Raw genomic sequence first — 18,489 nt, 5'->3', positions numbered from 1 at the left:
TTTCCATACTTATTTTTTATGTAGGGTAATTTCGTGTACAACTTGCGGAAAACCACGAGTGAAGTGAGGAGGTACCGTATATTTCTATTTCAAAATATATTCCTACTTATACAATAGCCATAATCGCTGGAATGGTATTCTGGCTGCTACAGCTTCCACTTCCCTGGATTCTTGGACCAGTAGCCGGACTGGTCCTGTTTAAATACTGGGGCAATTTTGAAACAACCAGTCATGTATCGATGAGAAACGCAGCATTTGCACTGCTCGGCATCCAAATTGGCCTCACTTTTACAACTCAGACGTTTGCCGTAGTCGTTCCTTATTTTATTCCTTACACAGTACTGTCACTTGCACTCATATCTCTAAGCCTGTTTTTAGCCTATCTTATCTCAAGAAAAACAGCAATCGATATCTCGACCAGCCTGATTGGAAGTGCACCTGGAGGGCTTTCTGCAATGATGGCAGTCAGCGAATCATTAAAAGCAAATACAGTTCTAGTGACCATCATTCACACGATCCGCTTAATTTGTGTATTATTTATTATTCCATTCGCAGCAACCCATTGGTTCTATCAATCTTCTACTACCTTGATGAGTTCCACTAAGCAAGAAGAGGAATTATGGACGATAGCCATCTACGGGGCAGTATTCTTAATTGGAAATATACTCAAAGAGCGGATCCCGGCAGCTTTAGTAATTGTTCCTATGTTGATTATAGGACTGCTTCAATCCATTGGTACTCCTCTTTATGAATTGCCGGCACTGTTTTTTATTGCTGCTCAAATTATGATTGGGGTTCATCTTGGTCATTCAGTTTCCCTAAGAGATGTCCTCCAGGCAGGTAAATACTGCTTTCTATATTTTGGACTGGCTGTTATTATCATAGCAGTTGGTATCGCTCTTGGTTTTCTGCTTTCCGGATGGACCGGGATGGATCTTGTGACTGCAGTCCTGAGTCTTGCTCCAGGAGGATTGGTGGAAATGGCTCTTACAGCTCAGGCGGCAGGCGGACAGCCGGCCATTGTAAGCTCTTTGCAGATGATACGTTTGCTTACCATTGTAATTATCCTGCCGATTTTCTATCAAAAAATCTTGAGAGAAAAAATGTGAGTCTCCTTTTTGACTATATCTCGAATTAAAGATAAACTGGTAATCGATCATAAACTAGGTAAAAAATCATGTATAGGAGGAGCGATTCACTATGAATATGAAACATATATTTCAGCAGGGAAAGCCTGGAAATGAACGCGTACTGTTACTGTTGCATGGAACAGGGGGGACAGAAAAAGACTTACTTCCTATCGCTTCAATGATTGATCCAGACGCTGCCGTGTTATCCGTTAGAGGCAACGTTTTAGAAAATGGCATGCCTCGTTTCTTTAAACGTCTGCGTGAAGGGGTTTTTGATGAAGAAGACCTGATCAAACAAACAAAAGAGTTGAATGAATTTCTTAGTGAAGCAGCGGATACGTATAATTTTAATCGCAATAATGTAGTGGCCATTGGTTATTCGAACGGAGCTAATATCGCTGGAAGTCTGTTATTTCATTATGAAAAGAGTTTGAAAGGTGCACTACTCTTCCATCCGATGGTTCCAAGGCGAGGCATAGAGCTGGCTTTCCAGAAAGATTTGCCAGTGTTTATTGGAGCCGGTGAAAACGATCCAATATGCCCAGCACAAGAAACGGTTGATTTAAAACAATTGCTTGAAGAAGCGGGCGCACAGGTGACCGATCACTGGGAAAGCTCCGGGCATCAGCTGACAGAATCAGAAGTAAAGGCAGGAAAGAGCTGGTATGAAGCTCATTTAACCTAAAACGAACGAAAGTTTTTGTGATTATTGAGTCCTCGTTTCGTACAAGGTATGATAGGGACACAGAAGAACAAGGAGGATGAAAGACATGATTCATAAAAATTGGGAAAACAACCCGACCATTAAACAGATTGAATGCGTCCATAATGATGCGGCTAAATTTGTTGTAGAAAATGTTTTGACCCCTGGAAAGAGGTATGACGTAAAGAATGAAAGTGAAGAATTTTATTTCGTTATCGATAATTCAGGTCGTATGGGCGGCTTTTACAAAGATTACTTTAAAGAGGTATAAATTCTACCGGCAGTGCTTTTGCGCTGTCGGTTTTTTAATGTTTAGTACCCACGAAACGGGGAAGGTATGGATATAGAATATTAGGTACAAAGGAGTAATTAATATGGTTATTGATAATGTTCGGATTTACCAGCCATCATCCCAATACGATGAAGATCGCCTATATGCTGTAGAGGTAGAAAAAGATCAAATCATCTCCATTTATAAAAGCCCCTATGAAGGAGATAAAAAAGTCATAGATGGAGAAGGCAAGGTATTGGCCCCATCATTTAATGACAGTCATATGCATTTGTTGAGATTTGGTCTTTTAAAAAAGGAACTGGATCTAACGGAAGTAACAAGCTGGAAAGAAATGAAGAATCTGGTGGAAAACCATTATGATGAAATGGAAGAATACGATTGGATTTTCGGGAAAGGTTTTAATGATTCCCAATTCGATGACATTGATTATTTACTAACAGCAAAGGACTTAAGCGAGATACAGGTTAACTCCTATATTTATTTCATGCATCAGGATGGACATGAGTGTGTTATCAGTGAGCAGGCTATGGACTTACTTAGAAATGATAAAGGGTTTGAGAAAGAGCCGGAAGAATTTAAGGAAAAAGATGAGCAAGGGAACTGGACAGGCCGTTTTAAAGATACCGCCGTCCATTACATTAAGCACCATTTTTGGGGGCGTTCAGTAGAGGATGCTAAAGAGGCAATTTCAGCTGCGGTCCCTTACTTAAGTGAAGTAGGCATCACTTCCGTTCACAGTGACGATATTAATTTTATTGGTTCTTATGAGAAGCTTTGGCAGGCCTATACAGAATTAGAACAGGAAGGTAAGCTTCCGATTGATGCTCAGCTTCACCATTACATTTTTAATATAGATGATCTTCAAAATTATCTAAATAGAAGCAGTATGCGAACGGGAGATGGAACAGATCAGGTAAAAGTCGGGGCTGTAAAAATCTTTCTTGACGGCACCCAGCGTTTGTTCACAGCAGCCATGAGAAATCCGTATCCTGAAGCGCCGGAGACACAAGGGACGTTAATTTATTCTCAGTCGGAGTTAAACGAGATGGTCAGAACAGCTTCGCAGAACAATATGCAGGTAGCTATGCACGCCATAGGTGACCGGGCAGTCGAGCAAGCCATTGAAGCTCTTGAGCAGGGCGGAGTGGATACAAGTAATCGAAGGCATCGTATCATTCATGCCCAGACGCTTGCTCCGGATCTGCTCAGTCGATTAACAGATTTAAAACCTTATATTGAAACCCAGCCTTCTTTCCTGTTAGGAGAGTGGGATAAAAAAGACAAGTGGTCTCCTGAGGAGCTTGTTCCTTATTGTGATGCTTTCCAAAGTCTTTATAAGGCACAAATTCCAATTACTCTAAGCTCCGACCTTCCAATCGGCGCTATAAATCCGCTGGTGTCCATTTACACGGCTGTGAACCGGATGGACTTAGAGGGTCAGCCGCCTGGCGGGTGGATGCCACAGGAGAAACTTTCGGTGGACGCCTCATTCTCAGGGTTTTACAATACTCCTGCGGAACTTGAATATAAGGAGGATGTAAAGGGCAAAATAGATGCTGATTACCAGGCTGACTTTGTACTATTAGATCGGCATCCTAAAGAAGTTCCCGTAGAAGAACTTACTACTATTGAGGTTATTGAAACTTGGCATAGAGGGAAACGAGTGTATAAAAAGTAACATTTTCTCCTTGGCTTCCTTGTCAACACTGTTCCCATCAGCGATAATAAGGATAAGGTTAATTTAAGGGGAGGATGGAGAAAAATGGACAAACTGATTTTAGTGCGTCATAGCGAAACTGAAGGGCAGCATGAGGATTCCCCGCTAACGAAAACAGGGATCCGTCAGGCTCAAGTACTGGCCAATTTTCTTGATCAATCTGGTTATGAAGTTGATCATATAATCTCAAGCCCTTTTTTACGAGCGATAGAAACGATCAAACCTTTTGCCTTAAGTAAAGGATTGTCCATAAAAACAGATGAGCGCCTAGAGGAGCGAATCTTAAGCCATGAACCCCTGGATGATTGGGAAGAAGTCCTGCATGATACATTTAAAGATCCTGAATTAAAATTCTCAGGTGGTGAGTCCTCCCAGGAAGCAAAAAATCGGATCCTGTCCCTCGTCGATGAACTTGAACAAAAGGATTGCGGGAATGTACTTCTTGTAACCCATGGAAATCTTCTTGCTTTACTGCTGCAGAAATATAATAGGGAAATCGGTTTTTATGAGTGGAAACGTTTATCGAACCCTGATATGTTTTTAGTTCAAAAACAGGGCGGAGAGTACATGGTGGAGCGGATTTGGCATGAAAATTATTAGATTCGAATAATTTGCTATAATTCGTCGGAATTTTAGCGGAAGTAATTGCTAATTTGTTCTATAGTCGTTATCATAGAATTTAGTGTTTACCGAAACTAGTTCAGGTGAATAGTTAACTAAACACATTTAACAACTAGAAGGAGGAGAATATCTATGGCATTTGTTATTACATCCCCTTGTAAAGATGAAAAAGCTGGGGAATGCGTGGATGTATGTCCTGTAGATTGTATAGAAGAAGGTAAAGATATGTTTTACATTGATCCTGACATTTGCATCGACTGTGGCGCCTGTGAAGCTGTCTGTCCGGTTGAGGCTATTTATATAGAGGATGAAGTACCGGAAGAAGAAAACAAATACATCGAGTTAAACCGTAAGTTCTTTGAAGAACAATAACATTCCTACTTAAGACCGTCTCTATTTTACAGGGGCGGTCTTTCTATGTTTCACGGGTTAGCGATCGTCCGTAATATGAATAACATTGAATTAAATAGGGTAAAAGTTCTGAGAAGCTTTTAATAGGAGGGAACACTATGACTAAACTAAGTAATAGATCAGCGATCATTACAGGGGCGAGCAGCGGTATAGGAAAAGCTATTGCCCATCATCTTGCTGATACGGGTGCCAATGTGGTACTTGCAGCACGGCGAGCTGAAAGACTTCAGGAACTAGCGAATGAAATCACAGAATCCTATAATGTAGAAGCTAAAGTAGTGGAGACTGACGTTACGAAGAAAGAAGATGTAGAGCAGCTGGTAAAAGAAACGAAGGAGCAATTTGGAAGTGTAGATATCCTTGTTAATAATGCCGGCGTTATGCTTCTATCTTTCTTGAAAAATGACCACGTCGGTGAGTGGGAACAAATGGTCGATGTGAACATTAAAGGAGTACTGTTTGGCATCCATGCTTCTCTTCCGGTGATGCTTGAACAGGATGCAGGGCATATAATTAATGTATCTTCAGTCGCGGGTCATGAAGTTTTTCCTTCAAGTACGGTTTACAGTGCTACGAAATATGCTGTCCGTGCTCTATCCATGGGGATGGAAAAAGAATTGTCACGTTCTGGAGTACGAGTGACGAACATTTCTCCGGGAGCGGTAGATACAGAATTGACAGATCATATAACAGACGGTGAAGTACTGGACATGTTCAAAGACAGCAGCATGGACCCGCTGGAGGCTAATGACATTGCACGAGCTGTTGCTTATGCGGCAACCCAGCCTTCTAATGTTAATGTTAATGAGGTTATTGTGCGTCCGATGCACAAAAAATAGTAGTTGATAAAAATTCTTGACCGCAGGATATCCTGCGGTCAAGATTATTATACAGTACGAAAGCTATCATAACTATTGGTTACTTCTTTCTCAGTAATATCTAAAGCCTCAACTTTGGCAAAAGGAGTAGGGCCTTCATTTATTTTATCTATGAATCGTTTCAGCTGGCGGCTTTCACCCTCAGCATCAATTTCCACCGTTCCATCTGATTTGTTTTTAGCCCAGCCTGTTATATCAAGCTCGTCGGCAATTTGCTTGGCTGAGGCACGAAATCCTACTCCCTGAACTCTGCCATGAACAATTAAATGATTTCTTTCCATTTAGAAGCACCTCCTGCATTTGTATATACTGAAGTTTTCCCCAATCTTGGTTACATAAAAACTAAAAGGAGCGAAAGATATGAAAAAGATCGATCTAATGGATATAGAAGGTTTCCGGATAGGTCAGGCTAAACACTCTCAAGCGAGTACAGGGTGTACCGTTATCATATGTGAGAATGGAGCAAAAGGAGGGGTAGACGTTCGCGGAGGTTCACCAGGAACCAGGGAAACAGACCTGCTACGCTCTGAAAATCTGGTTGAAGACGTGCATGCGGTGTTTCTTTCAGGCGGAAGTGCTTACGGGCTTGATGTGGGAACGGGAGTTATGCAATACCTTGAGGAACATAACATAGGCTTTGATGTGCAGGTTGCCAGAGTTCCGATCGTCCCTGGCGCCATTTTGTTTGATCTTCATAGAGGTGAAGCGGGGATTCGTCCGGACCGGAATATGGGTTATCAAGCCTGTACAAATGCTTTTGACCATGTTCCTTTTAAGGAAGGTACTGAGGGAGCAGGAGCAGGTGCAACGGTTGGTAAGGTTTTGGGGCCTGATTATGCAATGAAAGGTGGTATAGGCAGTTATGCGGTGCAGGCGGGCGGATTGAAAATTGGAGCGGTCGTAGCTGTAAACAGCTTTGGGGACGTCATTGATCCTAAAACCGGACAAATTATCGCGGGCGTTCAGAAGGATGGACGCTTCTTAGGAACGGAGAATTTGTTGATTCAATCCATAGAAAGTACAGAAACAAACCGTTTTAGTGGAAATACAACGATAGGCTCTGTTATAACTAATGCTAAATTGACAAAACCACAAGCTAATAAAATAGCTGCGCTGGCTCACGATGGACTGGCAAGAACCATCCGTCCTTCTCATACATTTGTAGATGGAGATACTTTATTTACATTAACTACAAATGAAGTTGAGGTGGATCTGAATGGTCTCTCAAGTTTAGCTGCTTATGTGGTCGAGAAGGCTGTACTTCGTGCTATTCAAAGTGCTCAAGCTATAAACGATACTTAAATTTTTATAAAATGTAGAAACAAGGAGGCAGTAATTTGTACGCGTTTGTTTATGGTTCATTGCGTAAAAATGAACAGAATCATCATTTCCTCGAAGGAGCTTCACTTATATCCGAACAAGCCTGGACGCGCGGCGAGCTTTATTCAGGGTCTTCTTATTACCCCCTCTTAATAAAAAATGAAGCTTCCCTTGCTTATGGGGAATTGTACGAAATTAATGAAGGAATGTTACAACAGTTAGATCGTCTGGAAGGATATCGTGAGAAAGATCCAGATTCTTTGTTCAGAAGAGAAACGGCAGATGTTCATACGCAGCAGAAGAGCTATTCTGCTTACGTTTACTATTATCCGCATCCTCCGGAAGGAAACCCTGTTGCCCATCAGGACTGGAAAGTGGAGCAACTATTAAAGAAGGAATCTTATTATTATTTTGCTTTCGGCTCATGTATGGATCAGGAACGATTCTGTAGAAGCGGCGTGCAGGACTTATTTCAGGAAATTGAGGGAGGAGCCGAATTAAAAGGTTATCATTTAGGTTTTTCTTATCACCGTGCTGATGGAGGTCGTGCGGATATCATCGAGAGAAGCGGGGACGCAGTGGAGGGCGTAGTATACAAGATTACCGGAGAAGCCCTTGAATATTTATATCGCCGCGAAGGTGTAACGAACCATGTTTATCGACCGGTAGTAGTCGAAGTTACTCTTCATAACGGACCTGTGATAGAAGCCCTTTCGTTTACGGTTATTCACAAAAAAGAAAGTCTTACCCCTCCCCTGCACTACGCAAGAGAGATTCACCGTGGAGGACGTTATTATTTAAGTAAGAACTATATGGAGCGATTAGAGCAGCGTTTACAGCACGAGCTGCCCGTGAATGAATTTACAAAATACCTCCAGCAAATGGAATAGAGGAGTTCAAGCTATGGTAAACACAATCTGGAAAACGTATACGGCAAGAGATTTTTCGCATTTACATTATGTATCTTTTGAAGAAGAGAGACCGAATAACCGTGCGGTGATATTGATTCACGGAATTACTGCTGAATTGAACCACCAGAAAAAGTTTGCCGAATCGCTTAATATAGAAGCCGATGTATTTCTACCAATTTTAAGAGGGTATGATCATTTAAATCCCCGCGGGGACCTGTCTTATATGGAGCAGTTCGATGATGACTTATTTGATTTCATTCATTTCGTTAAGAAAAAAGGATACGAACAGATTGTATTAGTTGGTCACTCGATGGGCTGTGCTAATCTACTGAGGCTGATTCATAGGAATCCCAAGACAGCTGATCATTATCTTTTCGTCTCTCCTTTTTTCCATCCCAACCTTTCTGTTTACCGTAATGATGCTACCGATCAATTTAAACCTTCTACGGATGTAGACTATGTTGTGCATGAGAAAAAGGCAGGAACTCTTATGGTATTGTATAAACTGGGAGTGAAACGCATACTAAATTGGACCGTTGCCCAAATCCCGGATGAATTCCATCATTCCGGAAGACTATCGCTGAGTTTCCGCCTGATGATGTCCCGCTTTCTTGAAAAATTACCAGAGGATTTGTTTGAGGGTATGGGAGACCGAATACGCACCTATGTAGGGGAGTATGATGAGGTAGTGGATCCTGAGAATCTAAAAGATTGGTACGAAAATACTTTCGGTTTAAACATGAGGATTATAGAGGATACCGATCATAATCATATTCTGCACGACCCCGCCTTTCACACCTCGGTTGGGGAGTGGCTAAAGGGATAGGACTTGCGACAAGGAGAAAATAGATGAAGCAGATTTATTCAGACGTCATTCAGTTCAGGGGGAGTCATTATGAATTCGGACGTTACCAGGCTGAGCTATTAAAAGATAATCCCCTGCTTACGAAATACCGAAATCGACGCGCTAAATCCATGCGGAAATACAGGGTAAATCAAAAGGAAGCCAAAGCTTTTTTCACGAATTATTCAAGCGGCCTCTGGGCTGAATTAGAAGGGCTTTCTGCTGGTTTAGGATGGCCAGTGGAGGAGGTCGTCCATGAATTCAGCGGCTGGCAGCAGGACTGGGTGCACTCAGGATGTTCAATTATGGCTAAAGAAAACTTCTTTGCCCGCAATTACGATTATCACCCAAAAACGTATGAAGGGCGTGTCGTATTATTTCAGCCTTCTGAGGGACCGGCTTTAATCGGTCCTTCACAACGTATCATCGGAAGAACAGATGGAATGAATGAATACGGTCTTTGTGCAGGATATAATTTTGTTAATCGAATTAAACCTGGAGACGGTTTGATCTGCTGCCTATTAACAAGAATCTTACTGGAAAATTGTAAGACTACCGATGAAGCGGTTGAGTGGTTAAAAGAGCTTCCCCACCGCCATTCTTTCAATTACGTTCTTTATGACAAAAGTGGAGATTCAAGAATTGTAGAAGGTTCGCCGAGGGGGGTTCGTATTCGAGAGGAAAGTGTGTGCACCAATCACTTTGAAGTTCTGTCTCAGGAAAATCGTCGCCATGTAGATGAATCACATTCCCGTCTCCGTAGGCTAAGAGAAGGAAATCCTCAAATTGCGACAGGAGGAGAGGCTTTTAATTACTTGAATAACACCAGCAAGCCGATATTTTCTAAGCGGTACAGTCAATGGTCAGGCACCATCCATACGGCGTGTTATTACCCTGAAACTCTATCCCTGTTGTTTGGGCTCGGGGGAGACAGTGCCCCCGTCAAATTTAATTTGAACAATTGGATAAGTGGATACAGGACTCCAATAAAACGCGTTCTCGGTCAGCTGGATACTACAGAGCCTCTTCCTTATATCGATGGATGAGGTTTTTAAGTCATGATCTTGTGAATAGTACTCTATCCTAGTAAAATCATGATACACTATAGTTAAAAAGGGGAAAATTGCATGACAGCAACGAGAGAGACAGTAACACAATTACAGAATCTCTACCAGTATTTAAAAACCGAAGATCCTCCACAGAGTGAGAAGGTTCTGGATGTGATCGATAAGTTAGTCCATGAGAAAGTGATGGTCGGCTTTGGAGGCCATTTTTCCGCTGGTAAATCTACGTTAATTAATAATTTACTGGAAAAACAAATGCTGCCTTCCAGCCCTATACCAACCAGTGCAAACATTGTGGAGATTATGACTGGTGAACCCTATACCATGACCTATTTTCATAACGATCTTCCTGAGAAGTATGAAGGGGAAGCAGACTTTGAAACCATCCAGGCCTTATGTAAGAACGGCAGTGATATATCGCGGGTGGTAATCAGCCGACCGGATTGCGGACTGCCTGAGCATGTTACCGTGTTAGATACTCCGGGAGTAGATTCGACGAATGATGCGGACCGCCTGATTACGGAGTCTTCGCTTCATTTGATGGATGTCCTGTATTATGTGATGGATTATAATCATGTTCAATCTGAAGTTAATGTTAAGTTTTTAATGGAGATGCAGGAACGCGGAACGCCATTTTCCATAGTGATTAATCAAATTGATAAACACAATGAATCGGAACTATCGTTTGAGGACTTTAAGCGGAGTGTCGAACGTTCATTCTCTGATCGGGGGATTACACCAAAATCCATTTATTATATCTCTCTAAGAGATTTTTCTCATGATAAGAATGAGTATAAACATTTACAAGAGGCGTTTACCCAGTTATTTTCCACTTCTTATGCTCGAGTCCAAGAGCAGGCGCTACAGACGGCAGAGACCATTATCGAGGAAAGTGTACATAGTCGATCGGATGGATTTTTTCAGCGAAAACAGGAGTTAGTAGACCGTAAAGAGCACTTAGATGAGTTGCTTAGGGAGAGTCACCTCACCCAGGAAGACCGCAGAGATACAGAACAGGTTATTTCAGAAGCTGCAGAGCTGTTTAAGCGCCGGGTATCTTCCTTCATTCCTAACGCTTACCTTATGCCGAGTTCGTTACGCGATGAAGCAGAGAAATTCCTTGAATCCAGGCAGCAAGGCTTCAAAGTAGGAGTTCTGTTTACTAAAAAGAAGACAGAAGAGGTTAAAACCGAAAGAGAATCCGCTTTTTATGAATTGGTGCTCGAGAGCATTGAGAAAAATTTAAAGTGGCCGCTTAAAGAACGTCTTCTAGAAGTTACTGAAGAGCTTTCGATAACTGATGAAGAGCTCCTGAACGATATCCAGCATTTTGATTTTATCTACGAGAAGGCTAAACTACGTGAAATGATAGAACCGGGTGCTTCTGTGACGGGTCATTATATTCTTCGTTATACTGATCAATTATCTAATGATATCAAGAAACAGATGCGGCAGTTTGTGAATCAATGGTGGAAAAAAATGGAAAAACTTTTAAGTAACGCCAGGGAAAAGGAGTACGAAAAAAATAAGAATGTTTTCCAGGCTATGGAAGGAAAAGATCAGATCATGGAAGAACTGGATCAGATGGAAGCAGAACTTGCTTCCTACCATACTAACTTATACAAGAGCCTGGAAAATGAAACGCTCTCTTCAGAGGTTAAAGATTTGATTGAGAGCGACCTGGAGGAGCGGGAGAACCGTGTTCAGCACAAGCAGATTACAAGTGAGGTATCGACACCTACGGAGGAGTCCAGTAAGGAAGAACAGCTGAACCCGGAGGTATCGCAAACAGTAGGACAGGCGTCCGCTGATTCAACATTGCAAAAAGTTACAAAGGCTTTATCGATTGTGGAGGATGTTGACGGAATTGACGGGTTATATCAACAGCTTCAGGATAAAGAGGAGCGCTTACGTAACAGACATTATACGGTTGCATTGTTTGGTGCCTTTAGTGCAGGGAAATCGTCTTTTGCTAATGCACTATTAGGAGATACACTGTTACCAGCCTCTCCTAATCCGACTACGGCAACCATTAATAAAATATCTCCTTCCAGCGAAGAAAACCCACATGGTTCGATTCAAGCGGTTATAAAGAAGGAAAAAGAACTGTTAGATGATCTGGAACCAATCTTTAAAAAGCTGAACCTCCTAAGTGAAACACTTTCTGGCTATGTATCCCAACTGAAGACTTTACAGAATTGGAGCGGTCTTGAACATAAATCCGCGGCGTTTTTAGAGGCTTTTCTAAAGGGATACAGCTCCATGAAAGAACATTTAGGTCAGTTGATTTCCATTCCCTGGGATGATTTTTCATTATACGTAGCAGAAGAATCTAAATCTTGTTTTATCGAGTCTGTAGAAATCTTTTACGACTGTCCCTTTACGAGTGCAGGAATTACTCTGGTGGATACACCAGGAGCGGATTCAGTGAACGCAAGGCATACCGATGTTTCGTTTGAATATATAAAAGATGCAGATGCTGTACTTTTTGTTACCTACTATAACCATCCATTTTCAAAAGCAGACCAATCTTTTCTCACTCAATTAGGTCGTGTCAAAGACAGCTTTGCTATGGATAAGATGTTTTTCATTATAAATGCAGCGGATTTAGCGTCGTCGGATGAGGAAGTACAGCAGGTGGAGACATATGTAGCGGATCAGCTGGGACGCTTCGATATTCGTCATCCGCGTATGTTTTCACTCTCCAGTCTTAGGGCTTTAAGAGAGAAACAGGGGGCACATGCCAAATCCTCCGGTATTGACACGTTTGAATCTCAGTTCAATCAGTTTCTACACGGCGAGCTCGCTGAGGTGTTAATCCGGTCTATAGAGCGGAATTTAAATGAATTAAAAGAGACACTTGCCACGTTTATTGAGAATAATCAGCTTAATGAAGAGGAGCGGAAACAGTTCCTTAATAAAGTAAAAACACAGCGTGAGGACGCGGTAGAGGTAGTCCAGGGCCTTGAACGCATGAAAGAAAAAGAGACGCTTAGGAATAAAATAGACAAACAGTTTTACTATGTGCATCAGCGGATGATGCTTAATTTCACAGATTACTTTAAGCGTCATTTTAATCCTGCTACTATTAACGGTAGAGAAAAGAGTGTACAGGAAGAGCTTAGAGAAGCACGCAATGAGCTAGTTCAGGAAATAGAATTTGAGATGAATCAGGAGTTTAAAGCCGTAGGGGTAAGAATTGAACGTCTGCTTGAAGGTTTAATTGCTCAGATGCAACAGGAAGTGGAAGCGGAGCTTAAAAAAGTAAGAAATCAGCTTAGGCTGGAACGCAGGGAATGGACTTCAATTCCTATACCATCTTTCCATGGAGAGCTTGTGATCGAGGAGAGGCAGTCTTCATCTATCTTGAAAATGTTCAAAAGTACACGTGCTTTTTTTGAGGATAACGAAAAAGAGCATATGAAAGATGAATTCGCTGCACTTATCTCTCCAATACTAAAGGGTCAGCTCAACGAAGCAAGTAAAATTATGAAAAACTATTATCATCAGCAATGGGAAAACCTCCTGGAGGATCATGTCCATGATTGGCACCATCAAATTGAAGCTTCCTTCAATCGTCTGCTTCATAGTGTAGAGCACCCGGCAGATATTGGTCCTCTACAGGAAAAGTATGAACATTTGAAAAACCTGGTCTAAGACACAAACTTCGATCATAAACTAGATCAAGTGAAGAAGATATCTCTGTGTAAGAACTTCTTCCTCCTTCTTACACAGTGAATCTCCTGAAAATCACATCTCTGTAAAGGGTCTGAACTTGTTTCAGGCCCTTTTTGTATAATCAGCCTCGATAACAGTACAAGTAATATACGGATTTTACTATCATGAACGGTGTCCTTCAAACATATCTATAAGGACAAAGGAGGTCGAAGAGTATGTATCCTTATTATTCTTACTCGCCTTACAGATCAGCTTATACTTCTCAGACAGCTAAGGTAACTTTCAGAAGCAGCCCGCTTGCTCCTGATTTAAAAGGGGCCATGTATTTTTACGAAATGCCTTATGGGGTCGAGGTATTTGTCCAGGTTGAGGGACTCCCTGAATTTCAAATTTTGAAGGATGGTACGCAAATAGGACCTCATGGATTTCATATTCATGAGAAAGGGATCTGTGAAATAGGAGAAGGCAAAGATCCATTTGCTTCGGCCGGAGGACATTGGAATCCAGATCAGCAGCCTCACGGAAACCATGCAGGCGACTTCCCCGTTTTATTCTCTAATCAAGGCAGAGCTCGAATGATTTTCTTTACAGACCGCTTTCGAGTTAAGGATATTATCGGAAAGTCTGTGATCATTCATCAACAGCCGGATGATTACAGGTCTCAGCCTAGTGGGAATGCTGGAAAGAGGATAGCTTGTGGAATTATAGAAAAATCATAAAAAGCGGCATAATTCTGTTAGCAAATGGATATACTTAACAGTGTAGGATGTTAAGAAGCAGTACTTGACTTAACCGGTGAGTCATAGTATTATACTATATAAGAGATATAGCTTACCAATTATTAAGAATCACCTATTATAAAGAGTGATCAGGCATTATTGGTACTTTTTATAATATGTGATTTTTTCAGTATGGTAAGCACATATTAATTTAGAAATATTGGAGGATCCATTCCTATGAAAACAGGTACAGTGAAGTGGTTTAACGCGGAAAAAGGTTTTGGTTTTATTGAGGTTGAAGGAGAAGACGACGTATTCGTACACTTCAGCGCGATCAACGAAGAAGGCTTTAAGTCTCTAGAAGAAGGTCAATCTGTGGAATTCGAAATCACAGAAGGTAACCGCGGACCACAAGCTGCAAACGTAACTAAATTATAATTCAAAAAATAGAAAGAGACTGGCTTCAGAGTCAGTCTTTTTTACATAATTTTATGTCTAGAGGAGGCTTCAAACATGGCTTTCGGTAAAAAGAATCAGGCAGAAATTAAAGAAGAAGAAACAAAAATTTGGGTTTGCACATCTGAGGACTGTAACTGCTGGATGAGGGATAACTTTAGAACCAATGAAGAAAACCTTTGCCCTAAATGCGGTAGTCCGATGAAACAGGAAAATAAAGTCCTGCAAGTGGTAGAGAATAACAGTTTGTATTATAAAAATTAAGATAACGAAGCGGCCGCCTTTCGAGCGGCCGTTTTTTTGTTTATAATAATGTCTGAATCGGGTAAAGACAATACGAATTAACAACGGAAGGGGTGCTTTATGGATCCGCAGCTAGAATACATTTTATCGACTAAGAAAAAACTTAGAAAAAACACGCTTGGGACAATACTTGAACAATTTGATGGAAGTATAATGAAATTATCCCAGTCCAGCCGAAAGAAGAAATATCAGAAAATGAGAGAAGATTCCTACAGCTTTTTCAGAGGCAGTGCTTACTTATTCTTCTTTGACGTAATTGATTTCCCCTTCACTTTTCACACTCCAAAAGATAAACCCACGTGGATTATGGGAGACATGCATTTTGACAATTTTAGTGCATTCCTAAATGAGAACCATGACATAGTTTTTGATGTAGATGATTTTGATGAAGGTTATTTAGGATCTTATTTATATGATATCCTTCGAATGGTTGTCAGCATCCGCCTCATGTCATCCAGGCAAGGATTTTCAGAAAAGGAAGAAGATGAATTGGTTGATCAGTATTTAAAAACCTATCGCAAACAGCTGAAGTCCTTTCAAGAGGGAGACGAAGATCCAGCATCTCTCCAATTTACGTCCGAGAATACCAAAGGGCCGATTAAGAAAACTTTGAAGAAGATTGAAGAAAGACAAGCTTCTCATGAACTTGATAAACAAACTGTAGTGGATCATAACTCCATTCGTTCTTTTGATATTGGAAAAGATAAACTTTCATCCGTGCCGAAACAGGAAAGAGAAAAACTTGAATCAGCATGGAAAGAGTATCTGTCCTCTTTAAATGCGGATGTGAAAAAAAACGACTCATTCTACAATATAAAAGATGTTGTTAAAAAGAACGGTTCAGGGATTGGATCGACTGGTCTTAAGCGATATTATATCCTGATAGAAGGCAGAGATAATGATGTGCATCACGATGATATCATTTTAGAAGCAAAAGAAGCGCGTACTCCTATTCCTGCTTATTTCTTCCCTTATGATGAACAATTCTGGGAAGATAACAAACACCAAGGAAGAAGAGTTGCACACACTCAGCAAGCTATGCACCATCAGGCAGATCCTTATTTAGGATATTTCAAAATGGATGGACATGATTTTTATGTGCGTGAGAGATCACCATTCTCTAAGGATTTAAAGGAAAAGAATTTGGGAGACTATAAAAAATTCACCCAGACGATCAAATCAATGGCTCAAATAAGTGCAAAAATCCACGCTCGTGCAGATGCTGATATCGAGAGTGGGATTATGGATTACCATAGTGAAAAAGCCATCCTTAAAGCCATTGGATCTGACCAGAAATTATTTCGCCATCAGCTCGGTTTGTGGTCCAGACACTATAAAGAAACTGTAGAGAGTGATTTTGAACTATTCAAAGAATGGCTGGTAGAACAAGATTATTTTAAATCATAAGTGAGACCTGTTATATCTTTCGTATGAATGATATAATGTCTTAATGTTATACATTCGAATACTGGAGGATTTTTAATGTTAAATGTAAATAATGTTAGTCTTCGTTTCGGCGATCAAAAGTTATTTGAAGACGTCAATATAAAGTTCACCCCAGGAAATTGTTACGGATTGATTGGTGCCAATGGCGCAGGAAAGTCAACTTTCTTGAAAATTTTAAGTGGGGAGCTCGAACCGCAGACTGGCGAAGTTTCTTTAAAGAATAACCAGCGTCTGTCTGTATTAAAACAAAACCACTTTGAGTATGATGAGTATCAAGTTCTGGAAACAGTGATTATGGGTAATACTCGTTTGTACGAAGTGATGAAAGAAAAAGATGCCATTTATATGAAAGGTGATTTCACCGAAGAGGATGGCATGCGAGCAGCTGAACTTGAAGGTGAATTTGCTGAGATGAATGGATGGGAAGCTGAATCAGATGCCGCTCGTCTTTTAACAGGTCTTGGTATTAAAGAAAATCTGCATGATAAACAAATGAGTGAACTTGCAGGTTCGGAGAAAGTAAAAGTTCTGCTTGCTCAGGCTCTGTTTGGCAATCCAGATGTTCTATTACTGGATGAGCCGACCAACCACCTGGATATTAAAGCTATTCAATGGTTGGAAGATTTCTTAATTGATTTTGAAAACACGGTTATTGTCGTTTCACACGACCGTCACTTTTTGAATAACGTGTGTACGCATATTGCCGATCTAGATTATGGCAAGATTCAGGTTTATGTCGGGAACTACGACTTCTGGTATGAATCAAGCCAGCTGGCGACAAAAATGGCTGAAGAACAAAACAAGAAAAAAGAAGAGAAGATTAAAGATTTGAAAGAGTTTATAGCCAGGTTTAGCGCGAATGCTTCCAAGTCCAAACAAGCTACGTCACGTAAAAAACTGTTGGAAAAGATCACGCTGGATGATATTCAGCCTTCTTCCCGTAAGTATCCTTACATTTCCTTTACTGCTGAGCGTGAAATTGGGAATGATTTATTAACAGTAGAGAATCTATCTAAAACTATTGATGGTGTCAAAGTGTTGGATAATATCAGCTTTACACTTAATAAAGATGATAAAGTGGCATTAGTTGGAGCTAATGAAACCGCAAAGACTACTCTGTTCCAAATTCTTATGGGAGAAATAGAGCCAGACGAAGGAACCTATAAGTGGGGAGTTACCACTTCTCAGAGTTATTTCCCTAAAGATAATTCGAAGTTCTTTGAACGCTCGGACTTGAACCTGGTGGAATGGCTTCGCCAATATTCTCCTGAAGATGAAACAGAAACGTTCTTGAGAAGTTTCCTTGGTCGTATGCTGTTCTCTGGTGAAGAAGCGCTCAAAAAGGCTAATGTGCTTTCAGGTGGAGAAAAAGTTCGCTGTATGCTTTCTAAAATGATGCTATCTAAAGCTAATGTGTTACTTTTAGATGAGCCTACCAACCACTTAGACCTGGAATCCATTACTTCTCTCAACAAAGGGTTGATTCGCTTTAAGGGATCTGTCATCTTTGCTTCTCACGACCATGAATTTATTCAAACGATTGCCAATCGAATTATTGAAATAACTTCAAATGGTATCGTGGATAAAGAAATGAGCTATGATGAGTATTTAAATGATCCAGAGGTCCAAAAGCAAGTAGCAGCATTAGCTGAATAATTATAAGCCTGCCAGTACTGGCAGGCTTATTTTATTTGGATAGCTCTGTTAAGTCCAACTATTGATCTATTAATATAAGTAATTCAATAACCTGATTATAAAATTAAGCGCAACGTTTAAAAGAGTCAATTGAATAAGAGGGCAGAGAGAGCTTAAGGTTAGTTTAAAGGATGGGAGTTGACGAAGTAAGTTAGTAATCTCGCCGTTCGTGGTGAAGAGCTGAATCTGTCATAATTACACTGGTATACATTTTAAATGCTGAGGTTTGTAATCTCTATGAAACATGTATGTTACCTTTGAAATCAAACTGTTAGCTGTTTGTTCTTAAAATATAAGGAAA

The 18,489-nt window shown here is 40.7% G+C and carries 18 protein-coding genes; 17 read left to right on the top strand and 1 reads right to left on the bottom strand.

All coding sequences use genetic code 11. The annotated features are described in order from the left end of the window. Nucleotides 1–80: 80 nt before the first annotated feature. The 7 genes from ACTWPM_RS05000 (at nt 81) to ACTWPM_RS04970 (ending at nt 5,713) form a co-directional block, all read left to right on the top strand. Nucleotides 81–1,109, top strand: coding sequence for an AbrB family transcriptional regulator (locus ACTWPM_RS05000; protein ID WP_443132036.1), 1,029 nt, complete (start codon nt 81–83; stop codon nt 1,107–1,109). Nucleotides 1,110–1,206: 97 nt separating this feature from the next. Beyond that, nucleotides 1,207–1,815, top strand: a complete 609-nt coding sequence (locus ACTWPM_RS04995; protein ID WP_443132035.1) for an alpha/beta hydrolase — start codon at nt 1,207–1,209, stop codon at nt 1,813–1,815. Between the two features lie 85 nt (nt 1,816–1,900). Next, nucleotides 1,901–2,104: a DUF6501 family protein gene (locus ACTWPM_RS04990; RefSeq protein ID WP_443131963.1), complete on the top strand. Its 204-nt coding sequence runs from the start codon at nt 1,901–1,903 to the stop codon at nt 2,102–2,104. Between the two features lie 103 nt (nt 2,105–2,207). Beyond that, complete coding sequence (locus tag ACTWPM_RS04985; protein ID WP_443131962.1) at nt 2,208–3,803, top strand: amidohydrolase; 1,596 nt, start codon at nt 2,208–2,210, stop codon at nt 3,801–3,803. An 84-nt stretch (nt 3,804–3,887) separates the two neighbouring features. Then, nucleotides 3,888–4,442 carry a histidine phosphatase family protein gene (locus ACTWPM_RS04980; protein ID WP_443131961.1) on the top strand — a complete coding sequence of 185 codons (555 nt, stop codon included), beginning with the start codon at nt 3,888–3,890 and terminating at the stop codon, nt 4,440–4,442. 153 nt (nt 4,443–4,595) lie between these two features. Then, complete coding sequence (locus tag ACTWPM_RS04975) at nt 4,596–4,835, top strand: indolepyruvate ferredoxin oxidoreductase subunit alpha (RefSeq protein ID WP_014643438.1); 240 nt, start codon at nt 4,596–4,598, stop codon at nt 4,833–4,835. A gap of 137 nt (nt 4,836–4,972) precedes the next feature. After that, complete coding sequence (locus ACTWPM_RS04970) at nt 4,973–5,713, top strand: SDR family oxidoreductase (RefSeq protein ID WP_443131960.1); 741 nt, start codon at nt 4,973–4,975, stop codon at nt 5,711–5,713. Nucleotides 5,714–5,760: 47 nt separating this feature from the next. On the opposite strand, the gene ACTWPM_RS04965 is transcribed toward ACTWPM_RS04970, so the two are convergent. Further along, nucleotides 5,761–6,033, bottom strand: coding sequence for an acylphosphatase (locus ACTWPM_RS04965; protein ID WP_443131959.1), 273 nt, complete (start codon nt 6,031–6,033; stop codon nt 5,761–5,763). 79 nt (nt 6,034–6,112) lie between these two features. Here ACTWPM_RS04965 and ACTWPM_RS04960 point away from each other — a divergent pair, with 79 nt between their 5' ends. From ACTWPM_RS04960 to ACTWPM_RS04915, 10 genes are all read left to right on the top strand, one after another. Further along, a complete protein-coding gene (locus tag ACTWPM_RS04960) occupies nt 6,113–7,054 on the top strand; it encodes a P1 family peptidase (RefSeq protein ID WP_443131958.1) in 942 nt (313 codons plus the stop codon). A gap of 35 nt (nt 7,055–7,089) precedes the next feature. Further along, complete coding sequence (locus tag ACTWPM_RS04955; protein ID WP_443131957.1) at nt 7,090–7,962, top strand: gamma-glutamylcyclotransferase; 873 nt, start codon at nt 7,090–7,092, stop codon at nt 7,960–7,962. 13 nt (nt 7,963–7,975) lie between these two features. Further along, nucleotides 7,976–8,809 carry an alpha/beta hydrolase gene (locus tag ACTWPM_RS04950; RefSeq protein ID WP_443131956.1) on the top strand — a complete coding sequence of 278 codons (834 nt, stop codon included), beginning with the start codon at nt 7,976–7,978 and terminating at the stop codon, nt 8,807–8,809. A gap of 23 nt (nt 8,810–8,832) precedes the next feature. Then, nucleotides 8,833–9,873, top strand: a complete 1,041-nt coding sequence (locus ACTWPM_RS04945) for a C45 family autoproteolytic acyltransferase/hydolase (protein WP_443131955.1) — start codon at nt 8,833–8,835, stop codon at nt 9,871–9,873. 81 nt (nt 9,874–9,954) lie between these two features. Next, entirely contained in the window at nt 9,955–13,548 is a 3,594-nt protein-coding gene (locus ACTWPM_RS04940; RefSeq protein WP_443131954.1) for a dynamin family protein, read from the top strand. Nucleotides 13,549–13,784: 236 nt separating this feature from the next. Then, on the top strand, nt 13,785–14,288 hold the full coding sequence (locus ACTWPM_RS04935) for a superoxide dismutase family protein (RefSeq protein ID WP_443131953.1): 504 nt from the start codon (nt 13,785–13,787) through the stop codon (nt 14,286–14,288). A 237-nt stretch (nt 14,289–14,525) separates the two neighbouring features. Then, the gene (locus ACTWPM_RS04930; RefSeq protein ID WP_014643429.1) at nt 14,526–14,726 is read left to right on the top strand and encodes a cold-shock protein; all 201 of its coding nucleotides are present in this window, start codon (nt 14,526–14,528) and stop codon (nt 14,724–14,726) included. 75 nt (nt 14,727–14,801) lie between these two features. After that, complete coding sequence (locus ACTWPM_RS04925; RefSeq protein ID WP_443131952.1) at nt 14,802–15,008, top strand: cold-shock protein; 207 nt, start codon at nt 14,802–14,804, stop codon at nt 15,006–15,008. 99 nt (nt 15,009–15,107) lie between these two features. After that, nucleotides 15,108–16,454 (top strand): DUF2252 domain-containing protein, encoded by a 1,347-nt coding sequence (locus tag ACTWPM_RS04920; protein WP_443131951.1) that lies wholly within the window; start codon nt 15,108–15,110, stop codon nt 16,452–16,454. A 75-nt stretch (nt 16,455–16,529) separates the two neighbouring features. After that, nucleotides 16,530–18,149: an ABC-F family ATP-binding cassette domain-containing protein gene (locus tag ACTWPM_RS04915; RefSeq protein ID WP_443131950.1), complete on the top strand. Its 1,620-nt coding sequence runs from the start codon at nt 16,530–16,532 to the stop codon at nt 18,147–18,149. Nucleotides 18,150–18,489 lie beyond the last annotated feature (340 nt).

The sequence above is a fragment of the Halobacillus sp. K22 genome (assembly GCF_052246795.1).
Taxonomy (GTDB): domain Bacteria; phylum Bacillota; class Bacilli; order Bacillales; family Halobacillaceae; genus Halobacillus.
Note: the sequence above shows the minus strand (reverse complement) of the source record. Positions and strands in the feature narration are given on the sequence as shown.